This is a genomic window from Nocardia sp. NPDC004711, assembly GCF_053601595.1.
In genome coordinates this window covers 1-25,393 of the sequence record NZ_JBSGCB010000085.1, presented here as the reverse complement: position 1 = coordinate 25,393, position 25,393 = coordinate 1, and the positions used below count along the sequence as shown (strand labels likewise).

The window sequence follows — 25,393 nt, the reverse complement described above, 5'->3', positions numbered from 1 at the left end:
CACCACGATCAACTCGAACCCGACGCCGAACATCACATCGGCAACACCAACGACGACTCAGCCCCCGAAATCGTCATCCCCAATGACGCTCAACAGGTGTGGGTGGCGGGAGGTGGCAGAGCGTCAGCGGGTGGTGGACTCGATGGTGGCGGTGGCGGTTACGGCGAGAAGGGTTCGCCAACCGTAAGTCGATTCCTACCGACCCTCTCGATCGCGCCCCGCCCCTGACGCGACCGGGCGGCTGTCAGCCAGGCTGAGTGTCACCGATCAGCCGTAACCCTTCGACCTCAGGTTCGGATGTCGACGGACCTCGGCCGTGTGCGGCAGGCTGCTGGTGGAGGCGGTCGAGGACCGCCGAATTATGTTGTCGCTTGACGTGTTCGGCTGTGTGGCACTTGTTTCGCCTCCGACAGCTGCCTAACGCTGGGATGTGAGTCCTACGCGAGTAGTCAGCGGCCTCCTTGATGATCACCTGCGCGGCAACGGTATTTGCCAGCACCGGCTCCGGGTGCCCGGTCAAGACACTGGCATCGTGCAGGTAGATCGGCCCGCAAATCACGTGAGGGGACCGACCTCGGACCGTTGTGAATGTCACCGGGCGTTGGAAGCGGGGGTGCCCCAGTCAGTCGATCAGTACTTGTCCTCTTCTTCGCCGACGTCGTGACGGGCCGGGTATCCGGTAGCTGGTCGAGTCCGATTGGGGTAGAGCAGGTCTTGGATCACCGGGTCGCCGTGACCGAACGCGGCCTCGTTGTAAGGCAGTTCGGCGCTGGCGTGGTGACCGATCCGTGGGCCGCGTTCGGACAGGTCGGCCAGTCGGAGCCGGTGGGTGACGGCCCTACCGCTGTCTGTGGTCCACAGGGCCCACACCGGTCCTGCCGGGCCGTCGGGGTGGGTCATGTCGCGGCTGGTCGTCGCGATCACCAGGCCGGGACTGTAGCTGCTGCCGAGCGCGCGACTCAGCGCGGCTCGTAGCCCGGTCTCGCGGCGGGCCGAGTGCACCGAGAACAGCAGGATCCCGAACTTTTCGGTCGGGAACCGTTGATAGTCGGCGAGTTTGGAGGTCACTGTCTTCAACGACTCGGTGCCGGTGTCGTATTCGAGGAAGAACCGCACTACGTGGCCGTGCTGTTCCCAGCAGCCGTAACCGTCGGGATGGAGTTGATCCTCGCCGGAGGCGTGTGTCCAGGACATCTCGGCGCATTGGCGCTCGGACCACCACTGGGTCAGTCCCTGCACCGGCTCCGGTGCTGCGGGGTGTTGAGCCGGCGAGCGGGGTTGCGGTGGGAGGCCAGGGCGCAGAAGAAGCCGTTGACGCCCAGGCGGTGGGTGAGCATCGGCGAGGACGCCAGTCGCTCCAAGCCCAGGGCGTACTTGGCTGGGGCGGGTGGGGTCTGCGCGCGCTGGGCTGCGATCAGGCGGGCACCGGAGTAGCCGAGCGCGTGGCGTGTCTGGGTGGTGCCGCCGCCGTAGAGGGACTCGCGGAAGGCGAACAGCATGCCCATCTCGCGTAGTTTCCGCAGTCGATCCTGCGCGCGTCGCACCGACGCGAACTCCAGCGACGCGATCTGGTCGGTGGTGAACGCCTTGTGCTCGGCGAGCAGGGCCAGCAGGCGGCGGTCACGGTCGAGCAGACGGAACCATGCGCCCGCGTCCGGGTGCCCGCCCTGATGCACGCTGCGCCCGCCCCCGCCACGTCGACCGATTGCGGAATACCTACGAGCTTTCGTAATCGTTCTGGATTCCGTTCCCTTGCCCCGAATTCCCGCCTGAGCTGCCTAAATACCGTTGGCGTGTTCGGCGTTTGGGGTGGCGGCTATAGGACGCCGAGCACCCGCCGCCCCATCCGCGCCACCATCCGCCGACCCATCCGCCACCGTGTCGGCCTCGCGGCCGGTCACTGGGCCTCACCCCAGGTCGGTTGTCCGGTCCCTCTCGCGCGGATCCAGACGTCCGGCCCGTCGAGGTCCACCTCGCGGTCCGGGTGCTGGTCCGCCGAGTCCGCCGGCGCGCCGCCGCCTGTTTGCCACCGCCGCAGTACCTTGCGGCCGTAGTTGTTCGTGCCCGCGATCCGGTCCAGCTCCGCGCCGGTTGGTGTCCGCCCCTGTGACCGCTCGCTGCGGTAGTACTGCCACATGCGCTGCTCGGCTGTCAGCTCAGTCGCTGTGCGCGAACATCGCGGCGGCCCCGATGCTGAGCGTGTTCAGCGTCGCGGTGGCCGCGTGCCCGCCGGTGGCGTTACTGCTCGCCGTCGAATTGTTGAACCGCGCCCTGAAGCGGCATCACGCCGAGACCACCGAGACTGTGGATGAGAACACTATCGAGACCAGCCAGACCGGCGAGACCACCGAACCCGCGGCACCGGTCGTGCGACTCGCATCGGTACCGGTCTGGACCGGTTCGCCCGACCCTGGCAACAGTCGAGCTGTGGAAGAGCGGCCATGACCGCAATGCGGGCGGCCGGTGGGCGGCCTGGTCGGCGTTCGCGTTCGGAATCTGTCCGTCCACGATCACCGGCCAGATGCCGGCCGTCTTGGAATCCGCGCCGTACCGTGACGCGAACTCCCGGCCATGTCGGTAGGAGGCCGCCGCGCCGATCGCGACCACTGTGGTACAGGCGCATTGGATCCACAGCGTCCGGTCGCGGCCATCGGAAGTGTTGCTCATCTGTGTGCACCTCCCGCCTGGTCGGTGTCGCTTAAATCGCAGGAGGCACAAGCGAATACCTGCGAACCGGTGGCCGATCGGCCGACCGGCCGATGCGGAACACGAACCCGGAGGTAGTCAACTCCGCACACCACGCAGGCCACCCCATCGGCCTGCGACACGGTCAACCCGGCGATGATCCGTTCGGCGTTCACTGGGCACCACCGCCCGTGGAGCGACGACGCCGCCGGACGACGTCAACGGTGGCGGAAACCTGCAGTTCATGGCAGGCACGGTTACGTGCAGATCCAGTACGTGCCGCGCCAGGGGCACGAACCTGCGACAACCGACCGCCAGGCTGTTTAACATCTTGCCCGGATCGCAGGGCCGATGGGCCACTCCCCCGGCGAGCGGCACCGGCCGGCAACATCTTCAGCTCGACGAATAGTCCACACGGTCGCGCTCGGACCAGAATGCCCGACCGTGACGTGGACAGTAGGGCCGCGCAGGTCGATCCGCGTTGCAGTGCGCGGACTCCTGGGCTTGCGTCTCGCACTGATCCAAGGTCGTATCAGCCCGCCAACGTTCGAGGCGGCCATCGCCTACGACTCCCCTGTTCCATTGTTCGTGTCCGGCGCGGAAGCCGCTGACCACGGCCAGGCCGAGATCCGCTACCCCGGGATCAGACGCCCGACACGCAATAGCCGCCGGCGCACCGACATAGTCTGAGCGGCAACACCTTCGCCGGGGCGCCGTCGACAACGATCCATACAGTCACGGGCGCACGCGGTCCGAAGAACCGCTTGTTTTGCGTGAATCATATCCGGGCCGATCGGTCACCTGGTGGCACTTCATCGTCCGAGCCTTCGCGCATGGCGGGCGTCCGCCACGGCGGCCTCGATGCATGCAGCGACGGTACCGACGGTGGGGTCATAGATCTCGGCGAACGGCATCCCGCGAGTGGATAGGACGGCATCGAGGCCGCACAGCGGGATCGGTGCGACGCGACCACAACCAGTCGAGAAGGTACTCGGTGACAGTTCCGGGGTAGAAACCCCAGCTGCCCTTGTCGATCTCGGTGAATACCAGCGTCCACCGGGCGGTGTCGGGATCGTGGGCGTCCCAGAGACGATAGTCGCCACCGAAGGAACCACCCCACTGACAGCGTCGCCGGATCGACCGACGCCCCGACCGGCACCTCCTGCGCGGGCTCGCCGAATTCGTTGTCGGCAAGAGAGTCCCGCGGGGCGAGCGTGACCTGGGCCAGATCGAGCCAGTGTTGCTGGGCCGGCCGGAACACGCGCAGCGCGTTGCAAAACCGCACATCTCCGTAGGTCGCGAGCATCTGTTTGAAGTCCGCCGGCAGGCCGGCCCCGCAGACGGCGCTCGACGCCGGTCCAGTCGAACAATCGCCGGTGCCCGCAGGAGGTGGGAAAAGGGTCGTCAGTTCATCCAATGCAATCATCGGTAAAGATCTTGCCGGTCCACCGTTCTCGACGGACGTCAGTGGCAGGATCCATCCCCGAACGTACCGCGGACCCGGCGGCACGGAGCCTGGACCCTTACGACTACGCCTCCAGCCACTGCCACGGCGCCGATTAGCCGGTTCCAACTCATGGACGGCTGGGCCTCTGAAATGCAGAAGACGCTGCGCCACAGCATATCCCGAGAAATGCGGTGGAGCTGTGTGGACTCGCCAGGCAGTTGACTGCCAGCTCAACCTAGGCTGCTTCCCATGGCGCGCCGAAGTCGCCGCCGGGAGCACGATGGTGAGCTCGTCGAACACCGTCATCGTGTCGATCCGGTCGGAGGTTCTGCAGCAGCACAGACGTGGAACTGCGTCCTGTTCTCTCCTGGCAGTCCGTATCAGGTTGCAGTCACCGACCGCGTACACCCAGCAACGGGGTCGTCGCCGAGCCGACCCAGGCAGCCTCCGCGAGTCTGGGCGAACATGCCGCGTGCACCCGTAACACCAGCCACCACCCGGCGAAACACTCTCTGTCCGAACCCGACCGAGAGGAAACACGTTGACCATCAACCGGATGATCGGCGCCTTTTTGCTGTCAGTGGCTGCCACCGGCGCGCTCTACGGAACCGCCACCGCAGCCCCTGCAGGGATTGACTCCGGCTCTGCCGGTAGCGGATCCGACGACGGTTCCAGCGGCGGCGGCACCCTGTGCAACGACGGAACCTCGAGCCCCAGTACTGGGCCGGGTACGTGTTCGCACCACGGCGGCGAGGCCAAGAACAAGGGCCACGTCCATCACGGCGGCCAGGGCCGCCACAACTAGCATCGCCGGACGGTTTTCCGCGCGGCCCGTTCGGGCCGCTGCGCGCGGGCTCCCCTCACTCCGCTTATACGGTGAAGCGCCGAACTCTGCCTGGATCTATCGATCTCAGATCCGTGAGTACCCAGTCAGCCGGATTCGGGCTCATCCCACACAGGGCGGGCCTCCTCATCTCCACGAGTCCTCCTGTGGTTCGGCCGCTGGGTTCCTCGACCCGGTGTGTCTGCCGCGATGTTCCACCACGGATGGATTCATCGCTGTTCTCGCAGTGATCCCACGACCTTGCCGCTGCTAGACAATCCGGTCCCGGCCCGTCCTTGCGCCCGCCAGGATCACACTTGCTCACTGGCGCGTCTGTATCGCTGGGCCCAGGGACTCGCCGTGTTCAGACTCTTCTGATGTTCGACCGCTCCGACCTTCAGACGGCCCGGCACCGCGATCGCTCAGCACAGTGTCCGGCCCTGGCAGGGCGGCTCGACCGCGGCTGAGCATGCAGACAGCCTCCGGCTCGCTCACCAGAGGACGGCCAGGGCCGCCAACGCAATTCGTCCACTGCCAGAGTGCTTCTCAACTGTTGATCCTTCGGATTCTGAATCTCGCTGTTGGCGTCACGACCGTGCGAGCGGCGACTCGATCAACGGGGAGCGCTGGTCGGATGCGTCAGACCGAGTTGTTCTCGGCGATCGTGGCCGCCATCTTGACGTCCGTCGTGGTCAATGCGGTAAGCGTCCGACGCAGTGGAACATTCTCGGTGAGCGCCTGGTCGACGAGAACAGGCATATTCGTCTCTCAACGGTCGACATGAGGTGTACGCCTCACGTGCCACTTTCGACGCGCACGAGCAACAACCGCGCACGCTCTGGTTCCTCGCCGAGCGTGAGAAGTTCGTCGACAACTTCCGCATCGAGTTCCTCACCCCGGCCATCTCGAAGCGGCTGCCCGCCTGACGATTACAGGGCGTGGGTGACACCGCACCACGACGCGAATCCGCTCAGCGTGTCCGTGCGCCGAGCCTCCGCCCGCGCCTCGGGCAGATGCGCGTCCACGAGCTCGCGACACCGCGAACCGGCAACAGCCAGGCCGGACTGCAGACGCCGTGATTGAGGTCGACAAAGACGACTCGACGCCCGGTGCCGAATCCGGCCGTGAGCCACCGCGCTGGGTGGCCCGCGTAGTGTCTGAATCGTGAAGCGTCCGACGCAGTGGAACATTCTCGGTGAGCGCCTGGTCGACGAAAACAGGCATATTCGTCTCTCAACGGTCGACGTCGAACTACCTGACGGCGTCAAATTCACTCAGTACGTCGCGCGTATGCCACGATGTGCAATGACGCTGGTACTCAATGAAAACCACGAGGCCCTGCTGATGTACCGGCACCGGTTCATCATTGATCAATGGGTGTGGGAACTGCCTGGCGGATACGTCGACCACGCCGAGGACGTCGCTTCGGCGGCGGCGCGCGAGGTCGAGGAAGAGACCGGGTGGCGGCCGCGCTCCATGGAACGGCTTGTCACCTATCAGCCTTCAATCGGAAGTCTCGACCAGCCGCAAGAGATCTACCTCGCGCGCGGGGCCGACCTCACCGACACGGCACCGGATATCAACGAGGCCGAGGACGTTCGCTGGATCCCGCTCGACGAGGCGGCGGCCATGATCGACCGCGGCGAGATCGTCGGCGCGGCAACGGTGGTCGCGATCTACAGGGCCCTCAGCCTCGACGCGTGAGCTCGAGAACCTGCTGGCGGAACTCCGCGACCTCGGTCAAGTCGTTGAACGGGCGCAGCCGATAGCGCAGGTCCCGCAGATAGGAAAGGCTGCGCTGCGAGGCGAGATCGCTGGCAATGCTCAGCGCGCCTTGTCCGACGCGGACGGCCTCGCGGGGGTCGGCGGATACCAGCGCCGAGGCGAGCAAGCTCAGATTGAAGGCTCGCCCACGCTGGTAGCCGACGGACATTTCGAGCGACTGCTCGGCGAAATGTGCTGTGCGAGTGTTATCGCCGAGCTCACGGAAGCAATGCGCGGTTTTTGCAGACAGGTAGGACCGATCGAAATAGGCCAGCCACACAGGTTGCTCGCCAGGCTGGGCGCGATCGAATGCACGTTCTGCGGCGTTGAGCGCCGACGTGCACGATGTCGCGTCCTGGCGGGCGGCGTGTCCGTGGGCCTCGACCATGTGACATTCAGACTCGAGCGCCGCCAATCCTGCACCGCGGGCGGCGATCTGCGCGGCGCGCGCGAGGTCGACGGCGTCGCCGGGTCGACCGACGTAGGTGGCCTGGTGGCTCATGGCGGCCATGATTTCGGCGCTGAGCGGGGTATCGCTCGCGGCGCGGGCGAGGCGTAGCGCTTGAATCAGGTAGCGCTGGGCAAGGCCGTGGTCCTCTTGGTCGTAGGCGGCCCACCCCGCCAAGCGCACGAGCTCGGCTGTCGAGCCGAACAATTGACGGCCGATGTGCTCGTTGAAACTGCCGCGCAGCAATGGCGCGACCGAGCTGTGCAGATACTGCACGATGGTCGATCGGACCTTGCCGCCGCCGACCTTGTTGTCGAGGTCGCGGAAAGCGCCGGCCATGTCCCGCACGGCGTCGACGTCGAGTTGTCCGACCCGGCGCGACGACCCGCTGGACACCGGATGTTCGGGGCCGGGAAGTGTCAGCCAGCGCATCGACGCGGCAGGGTACACCGCTACCGCGTAGTTGGTGCCTTGCAGGAATCGGCGGTGTTCGACGTCGCTGCGCCACAACGCTGTAGAGGCTTCGACGGCATCAGTGAGTTTCAGCGAAAACTCGAGGCCGAGATCGGCCGTAGCGTCCTGGCTGCCGACCATGCCGCACATCGTCGCGGTGATCCTGCGGCCGAGCAATTCCGTGAGAACTTCCGCGATCAGCTCTGGACCGGGAGGTTGCGGCTGCTCACCCGCGAGCCAGCGACTCACCGAACTGTGGTCGTAGCGCAGTGTCAGGCCGCGAACGCGACCGCGCTCGACCACCCGGCGAGCCAGGGGCTTTCGAATTCCGCCAGCCTCCTCGAGCAGTTCATCAAGCTGGCGATTCGGCTGCTTCGGGCGGCGTCCCATCTCGCGAGTGTGGCACTCGTACGATGGACACGCTACGAATCGGCGGCCGTGCACGCCCCCTGTGCACACACCTGCCCTATATGCGCGTCTTCCGGCCACGCTCTAGCCAACGCACGCTGGAGTCGTTCATGCGCCCCGCCGCCGGGTTGACCCCCGTAGCCACGGTCCCGCGGTGGTGAGCGCCCACGACCGGACAAGGGGGCCGTATGCGAGCGAAACCGACCGCGCTGGGATGGCTCGACACCGAAGTGACCATCGCGCCGGAATGGGACCGAGCGCAGATGCGCCGCCTCGCACGCCATCTCGGATACGTGGTCGAAATGGCATCCGAGATCTCACTGATCCCGCTCGTCGACGTCGTGCGCTCCGCCGACGCGGATGCGCTGATCGTGCCCAGCCCGAACCATCTCGACCCACTGATGCTGAACGCGCTGTTGTCGGTGGCTGATGTGGAGACCGTGTTGCCGCGGTTGTCGTTCGCGCGATGGAACCCGGCCATGGGCGTAGTGACCGTCCCAGACCACCGGCCCAACAGGGACCGGTGAACCGATGGCGGTGTCCGCACCGCCCGAACAGGGAGAACCCGAAATGACCGACACCTTTGCCCCCAACGCGGCAGCGCTGGCGCTGCGCGTGCCGTTCCGCAAGGCCACCGCGTCCAACCCGTCCGGCAACTGCGTCGAGGTCGGCGAACTCGACGACGGCCGCGTCGCGGTCCGCCACTCCAGCGCCCCGCACGGCGGCGCAATCCTCTACACGCCCGGCGAGTGGGAGGCGTTCTGCGACGGCGTGCGCGCCGGGGAGTTCAGCCGGTCTGCGTGAACTGGAACGTGATCGGCTGGGCTGTGGTCGTGGGCCTGCCGGTGGCCGTGATCGTGTGGGCGGCGTGGCCGCGGCGTGACCGGTCGATGTGATACGGGTGCCCACCTGTCCGAGAGAGGCGGACAGGTGGGCACTTTCTATTGTCACCCGGCGTCCAAGACGCGCGACCGTCACCATGCGGTCGATCACCGACGGACACCCCGACCAGTAGCGGACAGTGATCTCCTCAATCCACCTGCCGCTCGGCGTCGTACCCGCCCATACTCTTGGCGCACATGGCACCTGACGAACGGTGCACAGAGACGATCGCTGGCGGATCACTCGATCCTGAGTGGAAGCTCGATCTCACGAATCAAATCATGAGGTCGACCCCCGAAACCGCACATTGCGCGATCGCACTACGGGGCAGATGCTTGCTCTAGAAGGTGGGTCACAAGGTCCACGATGCTTCCGACGATGGTGGAATTCGACCTACGGGTGCGTGCCGCCGAGCCCCTCGGAGACTGGACCGGGTTGGTCGATAGCTGATGCCGCAGATGGGAGCCCGCCAGCAGTCATAGTGGCGGGCCCTCGCCACCTCAGTGCCTATTCGGATACCGCCGATCCGGATGTTCCCAGGATTCGCCTGGCGTGAGGTGCGACCCAGCGCAGGCAGGCAGCCCTTCTGGCCGACCATCGCGCCCGTGCCATGGGAACTTTCCCGTGGACGTCAAGGTCCAGTGGTACTCGCAAATGCCGCACTGCTCTGTGGGTTGGCCGTCAATTTGCATGGTGCCGAAAATCCCTCGCCTATCACCGTATCCAGCCGACCGCGGCTCCTGCGGCGTGGTGCGGTCTCTGCTGGCGGCCGGTAGCGGCTTCCCGCCCGTGCGGGAAGTGATACCGTCCGCCGGATCCGCCGCACCGAACCTTGTCGAGACCGCACCACAGCGAGAGGTAGCCCCGCTCCGATGAGCAGCATCGACATCATCGTTCTCACCTACAACAGCGCCCGCCTGCTGCCCGACTGCGTGCCGAATTCCTCTAGAGCACCTTCTCACTGAACGTCGACTACACCGGCGGCATGGGTTTCGATCAGCCCATCAAATACTCGGGCGGGTGCTTCCCTGCCCGCGTCGCAGGAAGCCGGATCGGCGTGGCGATGACGCGTTCGCTTCAGCAGGGTGTTGACCAGCCGGAGGATGCGAGCTACGAGCCGGAGCCTGGATTCGAGGAAATTGTCTGGCTGGCCCCAGGCAATAAGACATGATTCGCCGCTCAGCTTGCGCTGCAACGTACTCTGGATCCGCACGCTGACCCTCGGGTCATCGTGGGCGGCCACCACGGGCTGGCCAGGCTGCGCAACATCGATGATGGTGGTCCCGATGCCGTTGGACGTGGCCGCGATCCGCACTGTGCGGGCTGTTGGGGCCGTCAAGGCATGGCTTGTCGAGAAAGACGACGCTGCTGCGGCGCACCCAGCCGCGAGACAAGCGGTTGGCCGACGACGAGCCCTATCGACGCGAGGGATTTCCAGAATTATCCCGAGGGGATTCTCACGAAAATTCGAACAGACTAGCGGGCACCGAATGACCAGCGTTCGATAGCCGATCGAGGGGTCATTCTCCGGGCCGACCGGAAACCCCTTGCCTGCCGGTGGTTCCCAGAATCCAGACTGCCGAAGCGGGCCGGGATCCGTCCTTAAGGTCGTATGTACGACCTTCCCTACGACGAACCATGCGACGTTAATGGTTCAGAAGTCGAGTGACAGCTGTGGATCCCTGGGTGGATTAGCTTCTGGGGATCGACCCGGATGCCGGGTCGGTGCCGTCGCCCGCAAGGTATCGAGTTGGGGCACATCAGGTTTGACCTGACCCAGCTGCCGGGCCACCACCTGGTCCGGTTGTTCGGCGGCCAAACGGCTGGCGTAGGTGGCACGTAGCACGCCGGGTGCGATGCCGGAGCCGTCGCGGAGCCCGGTTTCGCGGCCGAGCTCCCGCACGATGTCTTCGATCTGGCGGCGCGACAGCCGCCGTATGCGCCCGCCGTCCCCATCGTGGTCTCCGGCGAGGAAGAAGGCCTTGATCCGCTGATCCCCAACCAGGGCGGCCCGCTCGGCGCGCCATTCCGCCAGGGTGTGATGCGCCCGCCCGGGTAGATGGATCAAACGGCGCGGGGCGCGTACGAAACTCTGGGCCCCGGTCAACACCACATCCTCGTCGTCGAGGCCGGAGACCTCCGACTCTCTCAAACCGCTGTACAGCAGCAGTACGACCAGCGCGAGATTGCGGGTCCTCCGTATCCGGAACAATCGGGTATGCGCCGGCCGCGCCTGCGCCACCGCGATGAGATCCGACTGCTCGGACACGGTCAGTGGCCGGGTGATCACCCGCTCGATAGGAGCCGGAGGCACCCGGGATGGCTCGAGTTCGAGGTAGTCGTAGTAGGCGTTGAGAGCCGCGAGGGTTACGTTCCACGTGCTGTATCCGCGGCCGAGTGACTTCAGGTGCGCAAGGAATGCGGCAACGGCGGTGTCCCTCCCCTCAGCGGTGGCGAGGGCCGCCGGATGATCGACACGAACGTCCCGCAACCAGTTGAGGAACAATGCGACACGTTGCGAGTACTCGCCTCGCGTGCGCGGGACGAGAGGGCGACCGGGGCGAGCCGCCAACCACAGCGTGAATCGCCGATCGAGGACATAGGGATCGCTCGATTTGGTGACCCCGGTCGGGGCGGCCGCCTTTGGGAGCGTGTCGTCGACTTCGTCCATGGCTCTTCACCTCCGGTGCTTTTCAAGTTTCGAGGATGCCATCGGTCGGTGACATGCTGGCCGAGCCGCACGATTAGTCACTAAAAAATTCGCTATGGCCGTGACTAATTGTTGTTGGTTGAACAGAGGCGCTGCACGCACCTTCAGCCCGGTGAGCACCCGATCTCAGAGCCTGGTGACAAAGGGTTAAGCCGTGGTCGGGACCGGCCCGTAGAGGGCCGGTCCGATCTTTCTGATGTGTCCCTGATGCGACCACTGCGACAGGCGGACCCGGAAGCTGTTGACGTTGTCGGCACCAAGGATCGCGGCCAGCTCCGCGCCTTTCCACGCCCGCCACGGCTGCGCGGTGATCAGCTCGATCACCTTGCCGCGTGCGTCGGGGCTGACCGGTTCCGGTAGCGGTGGCGGGTCACCCCATCGACGGGCGGGCGGCTGTCCGGCCAGTTCCCGGGTCAACCGCCGCGTCAGGTGATGGGTGGTGGCCCACCAGATCATCGCCTCGTGATGGGCGGGGGCACGCTCGTAGACCCGCACGAGGCGCCGGTAGCGAGTCAGCCACGCGAGCAACCGTTCTACCACCCAGCGGCGTGGCAGCACCACGAATCCCCGCACGTCGTCGGAGCGTTTCACGATCTGCACTGTCAGTGCCAGAACGGATTTCGACCACACGACGAGTCGGCCGGCGTAGCCGCCGTCGGCCCACGCCAGCGAGACGGTGGAGTACTTCTCCCGCAGCCGGGCCAGCAGCGTGTGCGCGCCGTCGCGGTCCTGGATCGAGGCGGCGGTGACGACCACCGTCAGCAGCAGTCCTATGGTGTCGACGGCGATGTGGCGTTTGCCGCCCTTGATCTACTTGCCGGCGTCGTAGCCGGCCGCGGCGGCGGTGACGGCTTCGGTGGCTTTCACCGTCTGGGAGTCGATGCTGCCGGCGGTGGGCAGCTCACCGCGGCCGGCGGCGACGCGGATCCGTCCACTCAGCCGCCCGGCGAGGCGTTCGGGCAGCCCACGCGCGGACCAGCGGGTGAAGAACGCGTACACCGCGGCGTGTGGCGGGAAGTCGACCGGCAGCGCGCGCCATTCGATGCCGTAGCGGGTGAGATAGCCGATCGCGTCGAGCATCGCGCGCAGGTCGTGGACCATCGGCCGGCCCGACACTTGGACGAGTTCGGCCATCACCGCGCGTGCCTCACCCGCCAGGACCGCCCATTCCGCGTCGGAGAGGTCCGACGGGTACGACCGTGGCCGGTCGTGACAGCCGCAGCCTGGTGAGGCGCAGCCAGTGGCGCCCGCGGCCGCGGGCGTGTAGACAGACAGCAGGGCTCCTGGTTCGGGTGGGTTGCGTAGACAACAACCTCACCTACCAGGAGCCCGCGTTCGTCGTGGCCGGATCGCCGGTATCTCAATCATCTTCGCGGTCAACACATCACGCGGGGCCGGTCAGCATCGAGCAAAACCCTTTGCCACCAGGCTCTCAGTTGCCGTGCAACACGGTTCGTTCAGCACTGCGAAACGTGTCGGCCTTCTCGTCTATCGTGACTTGTGCCGATACGGCGCAGCATCGAAGGGTTGTGAGGGGATGGCGGAATCCGACGGGGAGCCACCGCATCTGGATCTCTTCCGCTATCTCACTGTTGAGGAGCGAATCGACTACATCGCCATCATGACCCGATTCACCGCGTCGTTGCTGGCCGATATGTCCGCGAGTACAGTCGCGGAGCTCTTGGCGCGAGACGGTTTGCGGCTCGACGCCGACACGGTTGAGGCGCGCTGCCGGCAGCTGGTCCGCTGGGGGAATCTCGTTCCGTCGCTGCGGGATGCGCGGGTGAGCACGGTGGCCGACTATTTGCGCGCTCGATCGCGATATCAGATTTCCGGTCTCGGCGGACGCGTGCATCGAACCGCCGTGGAGATCATGGATGCCAGTGACGGCGCCCGTGAAGTTGCCCGAGAGTTGTTGGGGCAGATCGCACAGGCACTGGGCGAGATCCTCACCCTGTTGGACTCGCCGTCGAGTCCGGAGCGTACCGAGCGGCTGGCGGGAGTGGTGACCACCATCTTCAACAACCAGCGTCTGTTCACCGCGAGCGTCACCGACTTCTACGCCTACCTCTCAGGTGTACTTACTCGATTCGATCTACACGGCGAGGAATATGCCCACTTCAAGAGCCTGCTGCTGGACTACGTCGACCTGATCACAGCCGACGTCAACCGGCATGCCCCGCTCATCGCCGACCACCTGGATCGACTGCTCGGGCGGATCGATGAACTGCTCGCGGTTCTCGATTCCGTGCCCGGACTGGCACTGGGCGAGCTGACCGACGTGGAACGATCCGGCGGCCGCACTCGAGTCGAGTGGGAACAGCTGCGGCAGTGGTACGCCGGAACAGGTAACGAATCGGGACCCGCGCAACTGCGAGCCGCGGCCGGGCAAGCGCTGGGGCAGTTGATCGCCAATGCCAAACGCATGCTCGATGCTTCATCGACGGGATACTCGCGGCGGGCCGACCTGCTCCGGCTCGCGACCTGGCTGGATCGCTCCTGCGATGCGGAGGCGGCGCGATTGTTCTCGGCGGGTTTCGGCACGTGGTCGGCTCGACATGTGAGTTTGGGCCCCGACGAGCCGGATCCACGGTTGGGACCGATGACATCGTGGGCCGCCTGCGACCCGATCGAGGTTCCGGTGTCGTTGCGTGAGCGCGGAAATCGGGTGGCGCGCGGACGTACCGCACGGGTCCCGGACACCACTACCGATCGCGCGCTGGTGGAGGCCGCGGCGCGGGCCGAACAGGAGCGCAACCAGGCCGCTGCGGCCGAACTGGCAGCAGCAGGTGGGCTCGACGGTGCCCACCTGTCACCCAACGCTCGCACACTGCTGCTCGATGAGCTGGCACGTCTGCTGGCCACCAATCCCGAACCTTCCGCGCACGCCGAAGCCACCAACTACGATCTCGGGCTCATTCTTTGTGCATCGCCAGGCGACCAGACCGTCGTGCACTCCCCCGACGGCACCTTGACGGTCACCGGATACCTGCTGTCGGTCCAGGCCATCGATACGGGCCGCACGTCGAGACTGGGGGTCGCTCGGTGACCGGCGCATTCGAATCGACCGATCGGTCGCTGAACACCCGAAGCCACGACGCGGCAGCCGTGCGCGAGGCGGCGCGGGCATTGCTGCGCACTCCCATCGTGACCGCCGCGCGCGCACCCGACACCCTGGCACTCGTGCGGCGGCATGCGACCGCGCTGCGCGCGATGTTCGATGCGCAGCTCGGCTACCGGCTGACGTCGAAGCGTCGTTCGCCCGACTGGCCAAGCTGCCGCCCGAGGCCGAGTCACCGAACCGTTTCATATCCCGGCGCACCGGCGCGCCGTTCGGGGCACGGACCTACGCGCTGGTGGCGATAGCATGCGCGGCTCTGCTCGCCCCCGGAGTCGGTGAGCAGATCCTCGTGTCGCAGCTGGTCACGCAGATCCGATCCGACGCGGCCGAGCAGGGAATCGTGTTCTCCGACAGCATCTCCGACCGACGGCAGCTTGTCGCGGCGCTGACGGCGCTCATCGACGTGGGCGTGCTCGTGGAGACCGACGGCACGATCGCGCAGTGGGGCGATCGAAGCGGTGACGAGGCGCTGCTCACCGTCTGCCGGCCACTGCTTCCCTATCTACTCGTACGTCCGATCGGGCCGACGGACACACCCGCCGACATCACAGAGCCGGATTCGAGTGCGCCGAGGCGCCGTTTGCGCCGCCGGCTGACCGAGGATCCGGTAGTGCTGCGCACCGACCTCACCCCGGAAGAATTGGATGTCCTCTCGCGTGAGCGGTCGGAACTGACTCGCGTGCTGGCAGAGAACTTCGGACTGACGCTCGAGGTGCGCGCCGAGGGCGCGCTGGCCTACGACCCGAGTGATCCGCTCAGCGATATCGAGTTCCCCGGCAGTGGCAGCCTGAAGCAGGCGGCCTTGCTGCTCATCGGCGTGCTCGTGGACCGGCTGGGTGACGTCCCCGCCGGTGGTAGCGAATTCGACTGGCCCACGGTGGATTCGGCGCTGGCCGAGTTGGTGCGACAGCATGGCCGGGCGTGGCGGGCCGAGTATGCGGACTCGATCGCTGTTCTGCGTGCCGACATTGTCGAGTTGCTCGGCGCGCTGCGGCTGGCCGAAACGCTTCCCGAGGGGCTGCGGTTGTTCGCGCCGGTCGCCCGCTATCGGCCCAGGACCGTGTCGGGCGGTATCCAGCCGACCCTCGAACCGTAGGAGCAGGCCGTATGTCTTTGATCCAGCGAAAGCACTTCGAGCAGCGCTGGCGGCTGTCCCGAGCCGGTGTGGTCAATGTCTGGCACTATCTCGACACCGAGTTCGCGATCTCCGGCGGCAGGCTGATTCTGCGGGGGACCAACGGTTCCGGCAAGTCTCGTGCCCTCGAGATGCTGCTGCCGTTCCTGCTCGATGCGGACCGTCGGCGCATGGACGCGACCGGGTCACAGAAGGTGGGTCTGGACGATCTGATGCGCACCGGTGCGCGCGGTCAAGTCAATCGGGTCGGCTATCTCTGGCTGGAGCTGACGCGTCCCGGCGAATTCCTCACTGTCGGAGCGTATGTCAAGTACAGCGCCTCGGCGAAACGCAGCGAGGTCAGGTTCTTCACCACCGAGCTGCGGATCGGCGAGGGGCTGCGGCCCATGGACGGCAATCGCGAACCGCTCTCGCGGGACGCCTTGAGCGAGCTGATCGGCGCACACAATCTCGGCACGGCCGACGAGCATCGGGAAGTCGTGCGCGGCAAGGTGTTCGGATTGCATGGTGAGGTGGGCAGGGACCGGTTCGCCGGGCTGATGCAATTGCTGCACACTCTGCGGGCTCCCGACGTCGGCAACCGCATCGACGAGGGCCGGTTGCCGCAGATTCTGTCCGAGGCGTTGCCGCCGTTGAGCGAGCAGACTCTCGACAAGGCCGGAGAGCGACTCGATGGTCTCACCGAGACCCGGCTGGCGCAGGAACGACTCGCTACAACGCTCGAGCATATGCGGCGGTTCCATTCGGCTTATCGCGCCTATGCCACAACGGTTCTCGCCGCCACGGCCACCGCTGTGGACGATGCCGTCACCGGGCTGCTCGACGCTCGTGACAGGCACGATGAACTCGCGAAGCGACTTCGGGGCCTGACCGAAAGACTCACGACCACCCAGGCGCGGGTGAGCGAGTTGGACGACTCGGTCCGCGAACTCGACGTGGCGATCACGAATTTGCAGCTGAATCCGCTGTTCAACGACGCCGACGATCTGGCGCAACGGGACAAGGCGGTCGCAGCTTTGCGTACCACTGCCGAACAGGCCCTGGGCGCGGCGCGGACGGCACGCGCCACGGAGCGCCAGGCCGCGGAACTGGCGTGCGAGCATTTCGACGAAGTGCGCGACGCCGTAGGAACGAGTGCGAATCGCCTGCGCACCGCCGTAGATCACCTTGTCGCCGTGGGTCTTTCGCACACCGAACTGCCCACCGATATCAGCTGCCAAGATGCCGGCCCATTCGGCGTCATCGAAACGATGATGGATTCACTGGATCAAGCCCCGGTGACGGTGGAACGACCTGTGATCGTCACCGCAACCGTGATCCCGCACGAGACCACACTGGTAGCCGACGCGGCGCGACGATGCGGCCAGGCCGCCACCCGGCGCGGCGAGCAAGCGGGCCGCCGCTGGAATGAGGCCAACCGGCTCGGCAGAGAGTACAGCCAGGTCCGGGAACTGGAATCCTTGGCGGAACAGGCCCAGAATCATGCCGACCGTGAACGGGAAGACGCCACGCGAGCAGAACAACAGCGCGACATTCTCGCGATCACGTTGAACAATGATTGGCGGCAATGGATTTCGTCCTCCGAAACGACCCGGGTCATGCCGGACGCCGAGTGGACCCAACCCGCCATCACGGTGCTGCTCGACAATGTGGAAGCCCTGTGCGGGGCGGAACCGGCCACCGAGGAACTGCTCGCGCACCTGGACGATCTCGCGGAGGTGACAGCGCGCCCGCTACGGGACGAACTGGCCGAACATGTCGGCTTGCTGCGTGAGCAGGACGACGCGGACGCCCGGATCCGCGAGAACCTGGGTGACGAGACGCGCGCGCTGGAAGCGGCCCGCGACCCGCTCCCGCCGACCGCGCCCTGGCATACCGAGCACTCCGGCATACCGTTGTGGCTCGCCGTCGACTTCCAACCGAACCTGACTGCCGCCGATCGCGCCGGGCTCGAGGCGGCACTGCTGGCCTCCGGTCTGCTGACCGCGACGATTCGTTCGGACGGCACGGTGACCGCCGCCGACGGCGAGGTGTTCTTGTGGCCCGCCGACGAGCCGGTTCGGTCGCCGCTGTCTACCGCGTTGCGGGCCGATCCTGCCCTCGCACTGCCCACCGCAATCGTGGAAGGGCTGCTGGGCCGGATCGGCTGGGGCGACGAACAGGCCGTGACCAGCGTTTGCGCCGACGGCAGCTGGCGTAATGGAGCGCTGGCGGGCCGCCACAGCCAAACCGAGGCCCGTCATATCGGAGCCACCGCGCGAGCGGCCGCACGAGCGGCGCGGCTGGCCGAAATCGCCTCGCTCACCGACGAACTCGATCGCGCCGCCACCGCTCGCGGTGAACAGCGCGCAGCGCTGCGCCGGCGTCGCGCGGAACTCGACGACCAGGTGCGGCGTGCGCCGCGGGGGTGGGATCTTCGCACCGCCCGCAACGCCGCGTCCGTGGCCGCCGGGCGAGCGGTCCGGGCTGCGGCCGACCTCCGGGCAGCCGAGCAGAGCGCGGCCGCCGCGCGCACCGCGTGGAGCGCCGAACTCGAAAATCATCGCAGGCTCTGTGCCGGAATGGGATTGCCGACCGACGCCGACGAGCTCTTGACCGCTGAGAAGAGGTGCGGGGTGGCGGCCGCCGCCTGTACAGCTCTCGCCGAATCATGGGAGTTCACCACCGCGGCCGTCGGTCGGGCGTGGCGTTCGTCCATGGCCTTCGATGCCGCGCACGAGGTGCGCCGCCGAGAGGAAGGCGAGGCCGAACACCGTCGCCGTGACTGGCATGAGGAAGCGGTGGGCGTGGCCACGTTGCACGAAACCCTGGACATGCCGCTCGAACAGCTCACGCGGGAACTCGAGCTCACCACCGCCGAGTACAAACGTACCAAAGGCGACCTCGAGCAGTACCGGGGAACACTGAGCGGTCTCGATGTCGAATCCGCCACGACCAAACGCGATCTCGACTTCGCCGCGAACGCCGTCGAACAACGCACCGCGGACCTCCGCGCTGCCGGCGAGATCTTCAACGCTCGGCTGCGCCTGCCCGGTCTGGCCGCGGCCACTGGCGCGGAACTCGAAACCGTCACCCACGTGGCCGATCCCGAGCACGCACGCAGCATTGCGCGGTCGGCTCTGACCGTGTTGACCGTTCGAAAACCATTCAGCGTCAATCAGCTGCTCAACGCCCTCACCCGGTTCGGAGCCGACACCACCGGACAACTCGATGTCTCGCAGCGCGTCGAACACGATGTGCACCTGGTACATGTCGACGGCGTCGAGAACCACCACGACTGTGCGGCGGTATTGACGTATCTCGAGCACCGCGTGGAGCAGGGGCGCCATGCATTGACTCGACGGGAACGAGAGGTGTTCACCCACTTCGTGCTGGGCGCCGTCACCGATGAACTGCGCCGCCGCATCCATCAGGCTCGGTTGCTGATCAAGGCCATGAACGACAGCCTGGCGGGCACCCGAACCAGCCACGGTATCGGAGTCAGTATCGTCTGGCACCTCGACAACCCCGACCCGGAGCTGAATCGGCTGCTCGGTTTGGTCGAGATCGCCGATCAGGTGCGATCGGAAGCCGACAGCGAGGAATTGATCGCACTGGTCCGCGAGCGCGTCGAAGCGTTGCGCGCCGCCGACCCCACGAGCGGTTACGCCACGCATCTGCGGGCCGCCCTCGACTACCGCTCCTGGCACCGCGTGGATGTCGATATTCTCGGTCCCGCACCACAGCAGCGGCAGCGAATCTCTCGCCGTGCCAAGATCTCTCAGGGCGAGACGCGTTTCGTCTCCTATGTCGCGCTGTTCGCGGCGGCCGACGGTTACCTGTCCGGGCTGCCCGAACCTGGCGCCGCGTTGCGGTTGGTGCTGCTCGACGACGCATTCGCCAAGGTCGACGACAAAGCCATCGGCGAACTCATGGGCCTGCTGGTGCGGTTGGACATCGACTTCGTCATGACCGGGCACGCGCTGTGGGGCACGGTTCCGCAGGTGCCCGCGCTCGACATCTACGAGATTCGCCGCATCGGCGGCAGTGCGGTCATCCCCACCCGGATTCACTGGGACGGCAGAAACCGTACCTACATGCAGGCGGTGGGACCGGCATGACACTCCCCCACGCGGTGCGCGGTTACCTGGCCGACCCGAGTCTGGCCGACATGTGGAGCCGGATTCGAAAACGGTTGGAGCACAACGGTCATGTCGTCGAAGGTTCGGTCAAGGTCGCACTGGACGAGCGGGCGGCCGCACACCTGTCGGGGTTACTCGGCCGTCGGGTCGCGGCGGGACACCGAAATATCGCCTTGGCTGACGTGGAGGCGGCGCTGCTGCGCAGCGCCGCCGCGCGCGGTCTGGTCGCGATCGTCGCGGACCTCACCGGTGCGCCGCTGCGAGACCGCCCCTCCGAGCGGCTCGCCCAGCGCACCGCCGTGGCCGAGCTCTGGTCAGGGGTCGAATACTCGCTGGTGGACAACGGACTCGCCGATGCGCCATGGATCCGGCCCTTTGTGCAGTGGCTACACGCGTCTGGACTGCTGGTGCGCGCGAGCGAGCACGCCAACCACGAGTTCGACATCGCCGCGCGGGCACTCGCGGCGGTCCTGGCAACCGAACCGCCGCGCAGGATGCTCGGTGAACTCGCTGCCGACCTCACCGGTGACGCCCACGCACTCGACAACGACCGGCTCGCCGGACGACTCACCCTGCGCGGGCTCAGCTTCGCGTTCGACCTGCCCGATCCGGTCACACCGCGAGACCGGATCACGGCCTGGGAGCGAGTCGCGGTATCCGCCGACACCATTTCGGGCACCGTGCTCACGTGGAATCTCCGTCCGCCCGGTGACGACCCTTGGTCGGTCATGATGCGGGCGCGTGCCGATCTTGGACTGGTTACCCATCTCACCCTCGCCGAACTCACGAGCACCACCGCGTCGCTGGCCGAGTCCGGCTCCGTCGTTTCCGCGTGCGAAAACCCGCAGGTGTTGCAGCGTGCCGCGGAAATCGGCGTCGCCCGTCCGCTCGTGTGCTTCAGCGGCAATCCCGCATCTGCGGGAATGCTGCTCGCCGAACGTCTTTCGATCGAGTATCACGGCGACTTCGACTGGCCTGGGGTGGCTATCGCCGCCCGGTTGTTCGCCGCAGGTGCCCGGCCTTGGCTGATGGGTGCATCCGATTACCTGCGCGGCGCGGCATCAGGAATCCACCGGATCCCGCTCGTTGGCCGCCCGGTCGCAACACCGTGGGATCCTCGGCTCAACACCGCGATGGTCCGCCACGGCTGGGCACTCCATGAGGAAGCGGTACTCACCGAGCTTCTCGACGATCTCGGACGACCGTGCTGATCGCACGAAAAGCGATCTCTCGCACGAACGGACAGGACCCTACGACAGGTGGGGATGCAGGCAGAACCCGATCATGACTCGACGCCAATGCATCCCAGAGGAACCGGGAAGCGGGCAGCCGATGGCATAGCCGGTGCATTGCCATCGAAAGTAAAGTCGTCTGGGGAGGGCGCCGTCGTGGAGCCCGAAGTGAACTCCGCCAACCTGGAGTCGGTCGCGCAGCATCCATATCCGAGGCTGCGGTGGCCATCTCCGACACCGAACGCGACACCGATCCAGCGGGTACCGACCGCCAGGAGATCCCGGTCATTGCCGAAGTGGTTGCGCCACCGGCGGACCGGATGGACAAGTGGGCCGTACGGACCCGCGAACGTTACGCCGCGGTCCACACACTTGTTGCCGACGGCGTGAGCATGCGATCGGTCGGCGCCCAGCTCGGGCTTGCTCGGGGAACCGTTCGGCGCTTCACGCGTGCCGCCAACGTCGAGGAGTTGCTGGTCAACACTGGCACCGGGCAGCGCCGGAGTCTGCTCGAGGAGTTCAAGCCCTACTTGCATCGCAGATGGAACGAGGGCTGCACGAACGCCACCGAGCTGTTCCACGAGATCAAGGCCCGCGGTTACCGCGGCGGACCGAAGATTGTCATGAATTACCTTCACCCATTCCGCGCGACCGGCCACATTCCTCGCGCTGTTGCCAAGCCGCCGTCGGTGCGTCGTGTCGTGAACTGGCTCATGAGCGACCCCCGCCAGCCTTGATCCCGATGATCGGCAGCGGCTCGATGCGATCCTCACCTCGAGCCCCGAACTCACCGCCCTGGCCGGTCACATCCGGGCCTTCGCAACGATGATGCGCCAGCTACGCGGCCGTGAACTGGAGCAATGGATGAACGCCGTCGACGCCGACGACCTGCCGGCCCTGCACTCATTCGTCCGTGGCCTGCGCCGCGACTTCGATGCGGTGACAGCCGGCCTGACCCTGCCCTGGAGCAGTGGACCGGTCGAAGGGCATGTCAACCGCATCAAGATGATCAAGCGCCAGACGTTCGGGCGCGAAATCTTTCTTCGGAAGCGAATCCTGTTGAGCGACTGAGCAACCCGAACCAAACGAATCACGAAATTTGTGCCAGATCCAGAATTGGCATGCCGTTGACAATTGGGGCCCGCCCAGGCGTTTTACCCTGGGTGTCACTATCGCCCCCTACGAGGGGTCGCTACTGGCCCAGGACGGCACTCACCGTAGTGCAACGGCGCTGTTGCCACCGGATCTCAGGCCAACAGCATCAAGTACAGCGGATCTCCGGCCTCTACCGCTGCCCCCAGTGAACCGTTATCGCGGGGTGGTGGACTTGGTGACGGATACCGGAGGCAACGGACGGCCAAGAGCCTTCTCGGCCTGACGACGGCGCCTTTCGGCTTGCTCCGGAGTGAGCTTGCGCATGATTGGCTGCCATGACTCCTGCGTGAGTGCGCTCATGAGTCCGCCTCCTCGATCACGACTGCCTGAATACGCAACATATTACGCGTCCGATCGCGACCAACACCAACGACGAGGATCGTGCGCGCGTCGATCAGCAGAACCTCATGCTCGTCGGGTACTTCAGCGAGTTCACCCAACCGCAGTGCCGGAGTGCCTTTAGGCACCAGGATGTCCATGATGAGCGGCTCGATGTGGAGAGTGTTGTGAGGTGGGTTCGCCAGGCCACTGGTCGATAGGAACGCTGGCTCGTAGATTTCCCGGAAGAGCAGATCCTGTGCAGATACCTCATCGGTCACGCCATACACCGCGACATCGATTTCGCGGGTGACGCGGACAGTGGCAGGAATCGGGTATTTGGCCAGCCCGGAACGGATCGCCGCGATACGTCGCTCCAGGTTCGCTGTCATCGGGATCTGTCCGCGCATCACCTGATTGATGTGTTCGTACGCTCCACCCGAGTAGGCGTGAATCCAGCCGCGCTCGGCAGCAGTCAGCAGGTCGTGGTTCTGCCCGGCCAATACCATTTGGGCCAAGGGGATTTCGTCGAACCCGTAGTCATCCGCCACACATGCATTGTTCCGCAATGACTGCCACGGCCAATGAAGGGCCCTCCCAACCTCTGCTTCGATCCCGACCTGCTCGATCTCGTCCGCGGGTGAAGACGTGTCTCGGAAGGCGGAAGAACGCTCACCTGAACCCGGCCGCCAATCCTGGCAGATCGAAATACCTTGATGCCCACATCATTCTGGCTTGTCATATACGGACATGCAGGAAACGGGCGCATCGGGCAGGAATGCGCCCCTGCGCCCCGACGGGTATGACCGGAAATCTCCAGTTCTATTCTTGGACTCGACCTCCACCACACGGCGCTGCGCCAATCTGTACCGACAGGAAGTCACCCAGAATGACTGGACACATACGATGTCGCTGTTGGAGCGTCCAGAACTATGCCAAATATGTTGCAGGACAACACTATTGTCACACCGATGATGTTATGCCAAGTCGAAGTGCCCACCTCGTCCGACACGGCTCCCATGCGTCGCTTTCCGCGTCCGCCCCCTGTGCCGGCTGTCACGCTTGCTGGTACGTGGGTGCGTACGTGAACAATTTCCCGGGCGCGCATTGTGTGTGCCGAGGCTCGCGCGTCAACAGAGCCGATGCGGTGATGAGTGTTGACGTGACGGAAGGCGTCGGCCGGTGGCTGGCCCTGCCAGTTGGGCCCCTGAGTCAACCTCGGACGCTCCCCATCTTCACTCCGTTACGTCACAGTGACGAACCTCTGATGAGTTCGGGGCGGAATTGATGTTGGCCCTCAGGAGCCGGTGCCGCCGCCTGGTATGTGTTTCGCGGAATCCGCCTCTGCGGTGTCCTGGCGTCCGATGCCGTTGCAGCCCTCGACCGCCCACACGCGTTCGGTGAATTGCTGGCCGGCAGTGAGTATTTCGGTATAGCCGGTGGTATCGGTGGCGTATCTGCCGACGGCCAGGACGTGACCGGCGCGGTCGATGATTTCGATGGTGGCCGGGCGTTTGTGTAAATCGATTCCGATGATGACGGGCACTGGTGTCCCTTTCTGCCTCGCAATCGGTGGTGTCCGTGCGAGGAGGGCACCGCTACTTCGAGCCGGGCAGACCCCTTTTCAGCCACCCCCGCACGGGCATCCGGTGGGAGGCAGGCCATGAGAGAGCCACACCGAATCATGCTGGCGGGCAGCCGATTGAGGGAGCATTCCTCCGGGCACCTGGACCGAATCCTGGCTGGGACCCGGCCCTGATACCGGTCTCATAGATCGCTCCCGCAGATGCGTGCCAGGATCTCGACGGGCTGACCGCCGGCCGTGCGCATCCACACGACTACCTACTGGCTGTCTGTGTTGCGCAACCACACCCGCTGACCGCCGAGCCAGTCGACGAAAGCGTCGACGACCTCGCCGATGTCGATTCCCGCGACACCGAGCAGGTAGGCGAGGCGATAGTGCCAATCAATAGCCACCTACACACCCTAGCGGGTATTACGCGGTAATACGGTGACCTTGTCGGCGACCACACGCTCGGTCTGCAGGGTTACGACGATCTCGAGCAGCGGCGACACCGGAGCCGGATTGAAGAAATGCACCCCGACCACCCGGCCCGGGTGGGCGGTGGCGGAGGCGATCCGGATCACCGGGATTGAGGAGGTGGCGGTGGCCAGGATTGCCCCCGGCGCCACGATGGTGTCGAGTGTGGTGAAGAACCCGGTCTCGAGGGCTTCGCTCTCCCGTGTGGCCTCGATGACCAGGTCACGGTCGGCGAAGTCGTCGATATCGGTGGTGAGAACGATCCGGCCCGCGGCAGCGTCGGCGACGTCGCGGTCGAGCTTGCCGGCCTCCACCGCACGGGTCAGCGACCGCGCAATGCGGGCGCGGGCAGCGTAGGCGGTGTCGCGTTCGAGGACGAGGACCTCGCCGCCCGCGCGGGCGGCGAGCTCGGCGATACCGGCACCCATGATGCCACCACCGATCACACCGATACGGCGCATGACCTCTTACTCCCTATCTGAAATATCGTGGCTTGGAACAGAATTGGCGGCTAGTTGACGCGGATGATGAGGGCGTGGCCCTGGCCGCCGCCGCCCGACATCAAAACCGGTGGAACCACCGCTACCCCTTGACAGAGGAGCTATTTACAGTCCCCGGGACTCGATTGTTCAGAAGGCTCCGCGTACGCC

The 25,393-nt window shown here is 65.8% G+C and carries 23 protein-coding genes and 3 pseudogenes; 14 read left to right on the top strand and 12 right to left on the bottom strand.

What is annotated here, in order from left to right; translation table 11 throughout:
• Positions 1-228 (top strand): hypothetical protein (locus ACWEKS_RS44790; RefSeq protein WP_452345775.1); only part of this gene is annotated, 228 nt, incomplete at its 5' end.
• Positions 229-630: 402 nt separating this feature from the next.
• Here the strand turns inward: ACWEKS_RS44790 and ACWEKS_RS44785 are convergent.
• The 3 genes from ACWEKS_RS44785 to ACWEKS_RS44775 form a co-directional block, all read right to left on the bottom strand.
• Positions 631-1,194, bottom strand: coding sequence for a replication-relaxation family protein (locus ACWEKS_RS44785; protein WP_452345774.1), 564 nt, complete (start codon positions 1,192-1,194; stop codon positions 631-633).
• Between the two features lie 32 nt (positions 1,195-1,226).
• Complete coding sequence (locus ACWEKS_RS44780) at positions 1,227-1,676, bottom strand: replication-relaxation family protein (RefSeq protein ID WP_452345773.1); 450 nt, start codon at positions 1,674-1,676, stop codon at positions 1,227-1,229.
• A 221-nt stretch (positions 1,677-1,897) separates the two neighbouring features.
• Positions 1,898-2,137: a hypothetical protein gene (locus ACWEKS_RS44775; protein ID WP_452345772.1), complete on the bottom strand. Its 240-nt coding sequence runs from the start codon at positions 2,135-2,137 to the stop codon at positions 1,898-1,900.
• A 62-nt stretch (positions 2,138-2,199) separates the two neighbouring features.
• Between ACWEKS_RS44775 and ACWEKS_RS44770 the strand changes: the two genes are divergently transcribed.
• Positions 2,200-2,445 (top strand): hypothetical protein, encoded by a 246-nt coding sequence (locus tag ACWEKS_RS44770; RefSeq protein ID WP_452345777.1) that lies wholly within the window; start codon positions 2,200-2,202, stop codon positions 2,443-2,445.
• A 30-nt stretch (positions 2,446-2,475) separates the two neighbouring features.
• On the opposite strand, the pseudogene ACWEKS_RS44765 reads toward ACWEKS_RS44770, so the two are convergent.
• Positions 2,476-2,667 (bottom strand): annotated as a pseudogene (locus ACWEKS_RS44765) (DUF2637 domain-containing protein); the annotation flags it as partial.
• A 369-nt stretch (positions 2,668-3,036) separates the two neighbouring features.
• Between ACWEKS_RS44765 and ACWEKS_RS44760 the strand changes: the two are divergent.
• The 4 genes from ACWEKS_RS44760 to ACWEKS_RS44745 all read left to right on the top strand — a co-directional run bounded on the left by ACWEKS_RS44760 (position 3,037) and on the right by ACWEKS_RS44745 (position 6,659).
• Complete coding sequence (locus ACWEKS_RS44760) at positions 3,037-3,375, top strand: DUF6283 family protein (RefSeq protein ID WP_452345771.1); 339 nt, start codon at positions 3,037-3,039, stop codon at positions 3,373-3,375.
• A gap of 1,298 nt (positions 3,376-4,673) precedes the next feature.
• Entirely contained in the window at positions 4,674-4,937 is a 264-nt protein-coding gene (locus ACWEKS_RS44755) for a hypothetical protein (protein WP_452345770.1), read from the top strand.
• Between the two features lie 803 nt (positions 4,938-5,740).
• A complete protein-coding gene (locus ACWEKS_RS44750) occupies positions 5,741-5,881 on the top strand; it encodes a hypothetical protein (protein WP_452345769.1) in 141 nt (46 codons plus the stop codon).
• A 238-nt stretch (positions 5,882-6,119) separates the two neighbouring features.
• The gene (locus tag ACWEKS_RS44745; RefSeq protein ID WP_452345768.1) at positions 6,120-6,659 is read left to right on the top strand and encodes an NUDIX hydrolase; all 540 of its coding nucleotides are present in this window, start codon (positions 6,120-6,122) and stop codon (positions 6,657-6,659) included.
• Here the strand turns inward: ACWEKS_RS44745 and ACWEKS_RS44740 are convergent.
• Entirely contained in the window at positions 6,643-8,010 is a 1,368-nt protein-coding gene (locus tag ACWEKS_RS44740) for a hypothetical protein (protein WP_452345767.1), read from the bottom strand. The two genes, ACWEKS_RS44745 and ACWEKS_RS44740, sit on opposite strands and share 17 nt — an antisense overlap.
• A 206-nt stretch (positions 8,011-8,216) precedes the next feature.
• On the opposite strand from ACWEKS_RS44740, the gene ACWEKS_RS44735 reads away from it, so the two are divergent.
• Positions 8,217-8,555 (top strand): hypothetical protein, encoded by a 339-nt coding sequence (locus ACWEKS_RS44735; protein ID WP_452345766.1) that lies wholly within the window; start codon positions 8,217-8,219, stop codon positions 8,553-8,555.
• 43 nt (positions 8,556-8,598) lie between these two features.
• The gene (locus ACWEKS_RS44730; RefSeq protein ID WP_452345765.1) at positions 8,599-8,832 is read left to right on the top strand and encodes a DUF397 domain-containing protein; all 234 of its coding nucleotides are present in this window, start codon (positions 8,599-8,601) and stop codon (positions 8,830-8,832) included.
• A 1,036-nt stretch (positions 8,833-9,868) separates the two neighbouring features.
• On the opposite strand, the gene ACWEKS_RS44725 is transcribed toward ACWEKS_RS44730, so the two are convergent.
• The 3 genes and pseudogenes from ACWEKS_RS44725 to ACWEKS_RS44715 form a co-directional block, all read right to left on the bottom strand.
• On the bottom strand, positions 9,869-10,225 hold the full coding sequence (locus tag ACWEKS_RS44725; protein WP_452345764.1) for a hypothetical protein: 357 nt from the start codon (positions 10,223-10,225) through the stop codon (positions 9,869-9,871).
• A gap of 339 nt (positions 10,226-10,564) precedes the next feature.
• The gene (locus ACWEKS_RS44720) at positions 10,565-11,581 is read right to left on the bottom strand and encodes a tyrosine-type recombinase/integrase (RefSeq protein WP_452345763.1); all 1,017 of its coding nucleotides are present in this window, start codon (positions 11,579-11,581) and stop codon (positions 10,565-10,567) included.
• 447 nt (positions 11,582-12,028) lie between these two features.
• A pseudogene (locus ACWEKS_RS44715) lies at positions 12,029-12,826 on the bottom strand (IS5 family transposase); the annotation flags it as partial.
• Between the two features lie 331 nt (positions 12,827-13,157).
• On the opposite strand from ACWEKS_RS44715, the gene ACWEKS_RS44710 reads away from it, so the two are divergent.
• The 6 genes and pseudogenes from ACWEKS_RS44710 to ACWEKS_RS44685 all read left to right on the top strand — a co-directional run bounded on the left by ACWEKS_RS44710 (position 13,158) and on the right by ACWEKS_RS44685 (position 22,300).
• On the top strand, positions 13,158-14,669 hold the full coding sequence (locus ACWEKS_RS44710) for a TIGR02677 family protein (RefSeq protein WP_452345762.1): 1,512 nt from the start codon (positions 13,158-13,160) through the stop codon (positions 14,667-14,669).
• Positions 14,666-15,837: pseudogene (locus tag ACWEKS_RS44705) on the top strand (TIGR02678 family protein). Before ACWEKS_RS44710 ends, ACWEKS_RS44705 begins: the two are co-directional and overlap by 4 nt.
• An 11-nt stretch (positions 15,838-15,848) precedes the next feature.
• Positions 15,849-19,976: a TIGR02680 family protein gene (locus ACWEKS_RS44700; protein WP_452345761.1), complete on the top strand. Its 4,128-nt coding sequence runs from the start codon at positions 15,849-15,851 to the stop codon at positions 19,974-19,976.
• Positions 19,973-21,208 carry a DUF2399 domain-containing protein gene (locus ACWEKS_RS44695; protein ID WP_452345760.1) on the top strand — a complete coding sequence of 412 codons (1,236 nt, stop codon included), beginning with the start codon at positions 19,973-19,975 and terminating at the stop codon, positions 21,206-21,208. The genes ACWEKS_RS44700 and ACWEKS_RS44695 overlap by 4 nt, the downstream gene beginning before the upstream one ends.
• Before the next feature lie 242 nt (positions 21,209-21,450).
• Positions 21,451-21,966: a hypothetical protein gene (locus ACWEKS_RS44690; RefSeq protein ID WP_452345759.1), complete on the top strand. Its 516-nt coding sequence runs from the start codon at positions 21,451-21,453 to the stop codon at positions 21,964-21,966.
• A 28-nt stretch (positions 21,967-21,994) separates the two neighbouring features.
• On the top strand, positions 21,995-22,300 hold the full coding sequence (locus ACWEKS_RS44685) for a transposase (RefSeq protein WP_452345776.1): 306 nt from the start codon (positions 21,995-21,997) through the stop codon (positions 22,298-22,300).
• A 380-nt stretch (positions 22,301-22,680) separates the two neighbouring features.
• Here the strand turns inward: ACWEKS_RS44685 and ACWEKS_RS44680 are convergent, their stop codons facing one another.
• From ACWEKS_RS44680 to ACWEKS_RS44665, 4 genes are all read right to left on the bottom strand, one after another.
• Positions 22,681-23,253, bottom strand: coding sequence for an ADP-ribosyltransferase (locus ACWEKS_RS44680; protein ID WP_452345758.1), 573 nt, complete (start codon positions 23,251-23,253; stop codon positions 22,681-22,683).
• Positions 23,254-23,999: 746 nt separating this feature from the next.
• Positions 24,000-24,248 (bottom strand): hypothetical protein, encoded by a 249-nt coding sequence (locus tag ACWEKS_RS44675; RefSeq protein WP_452345757.1) that lies wholly within the window; start codon positions 24,246-24,248, stop codon positions 24,000-24,002.
• 296 nt (positions 24,249-24,544) lie between these two features.
• Positions 24,545-24,679 carry a hypothetical protein gene (locus ACWEKS_RS44670; RefSeq protein ID WP_452345756.1) on the bottom strand — a complete coding sequence of 45 codons (135 nt, stop codon included), beginning with the start codon at positions 24,677-24,679 and terminating at the stop codon, positions 24,545-24,547.
• A 9-nt stretch (positions 24,680-24,688) separates the two neighbouring features.
• Positions 24,689-25,204 (bottom strand): 3-hydroxyacyl-CoA dehydrogenase NAD-binding domain-containing protein, encoded by a 516-nt coding sequence (locus ACWEKS_RS44665; RefSeq protein WP_452345755.1) that lies wholly within the window; start codon positions 25,202-25,204, stop codon positions 24,689-24,691.
• Positions 25,205-25,393: the final 189 nt, after the last annotated feature.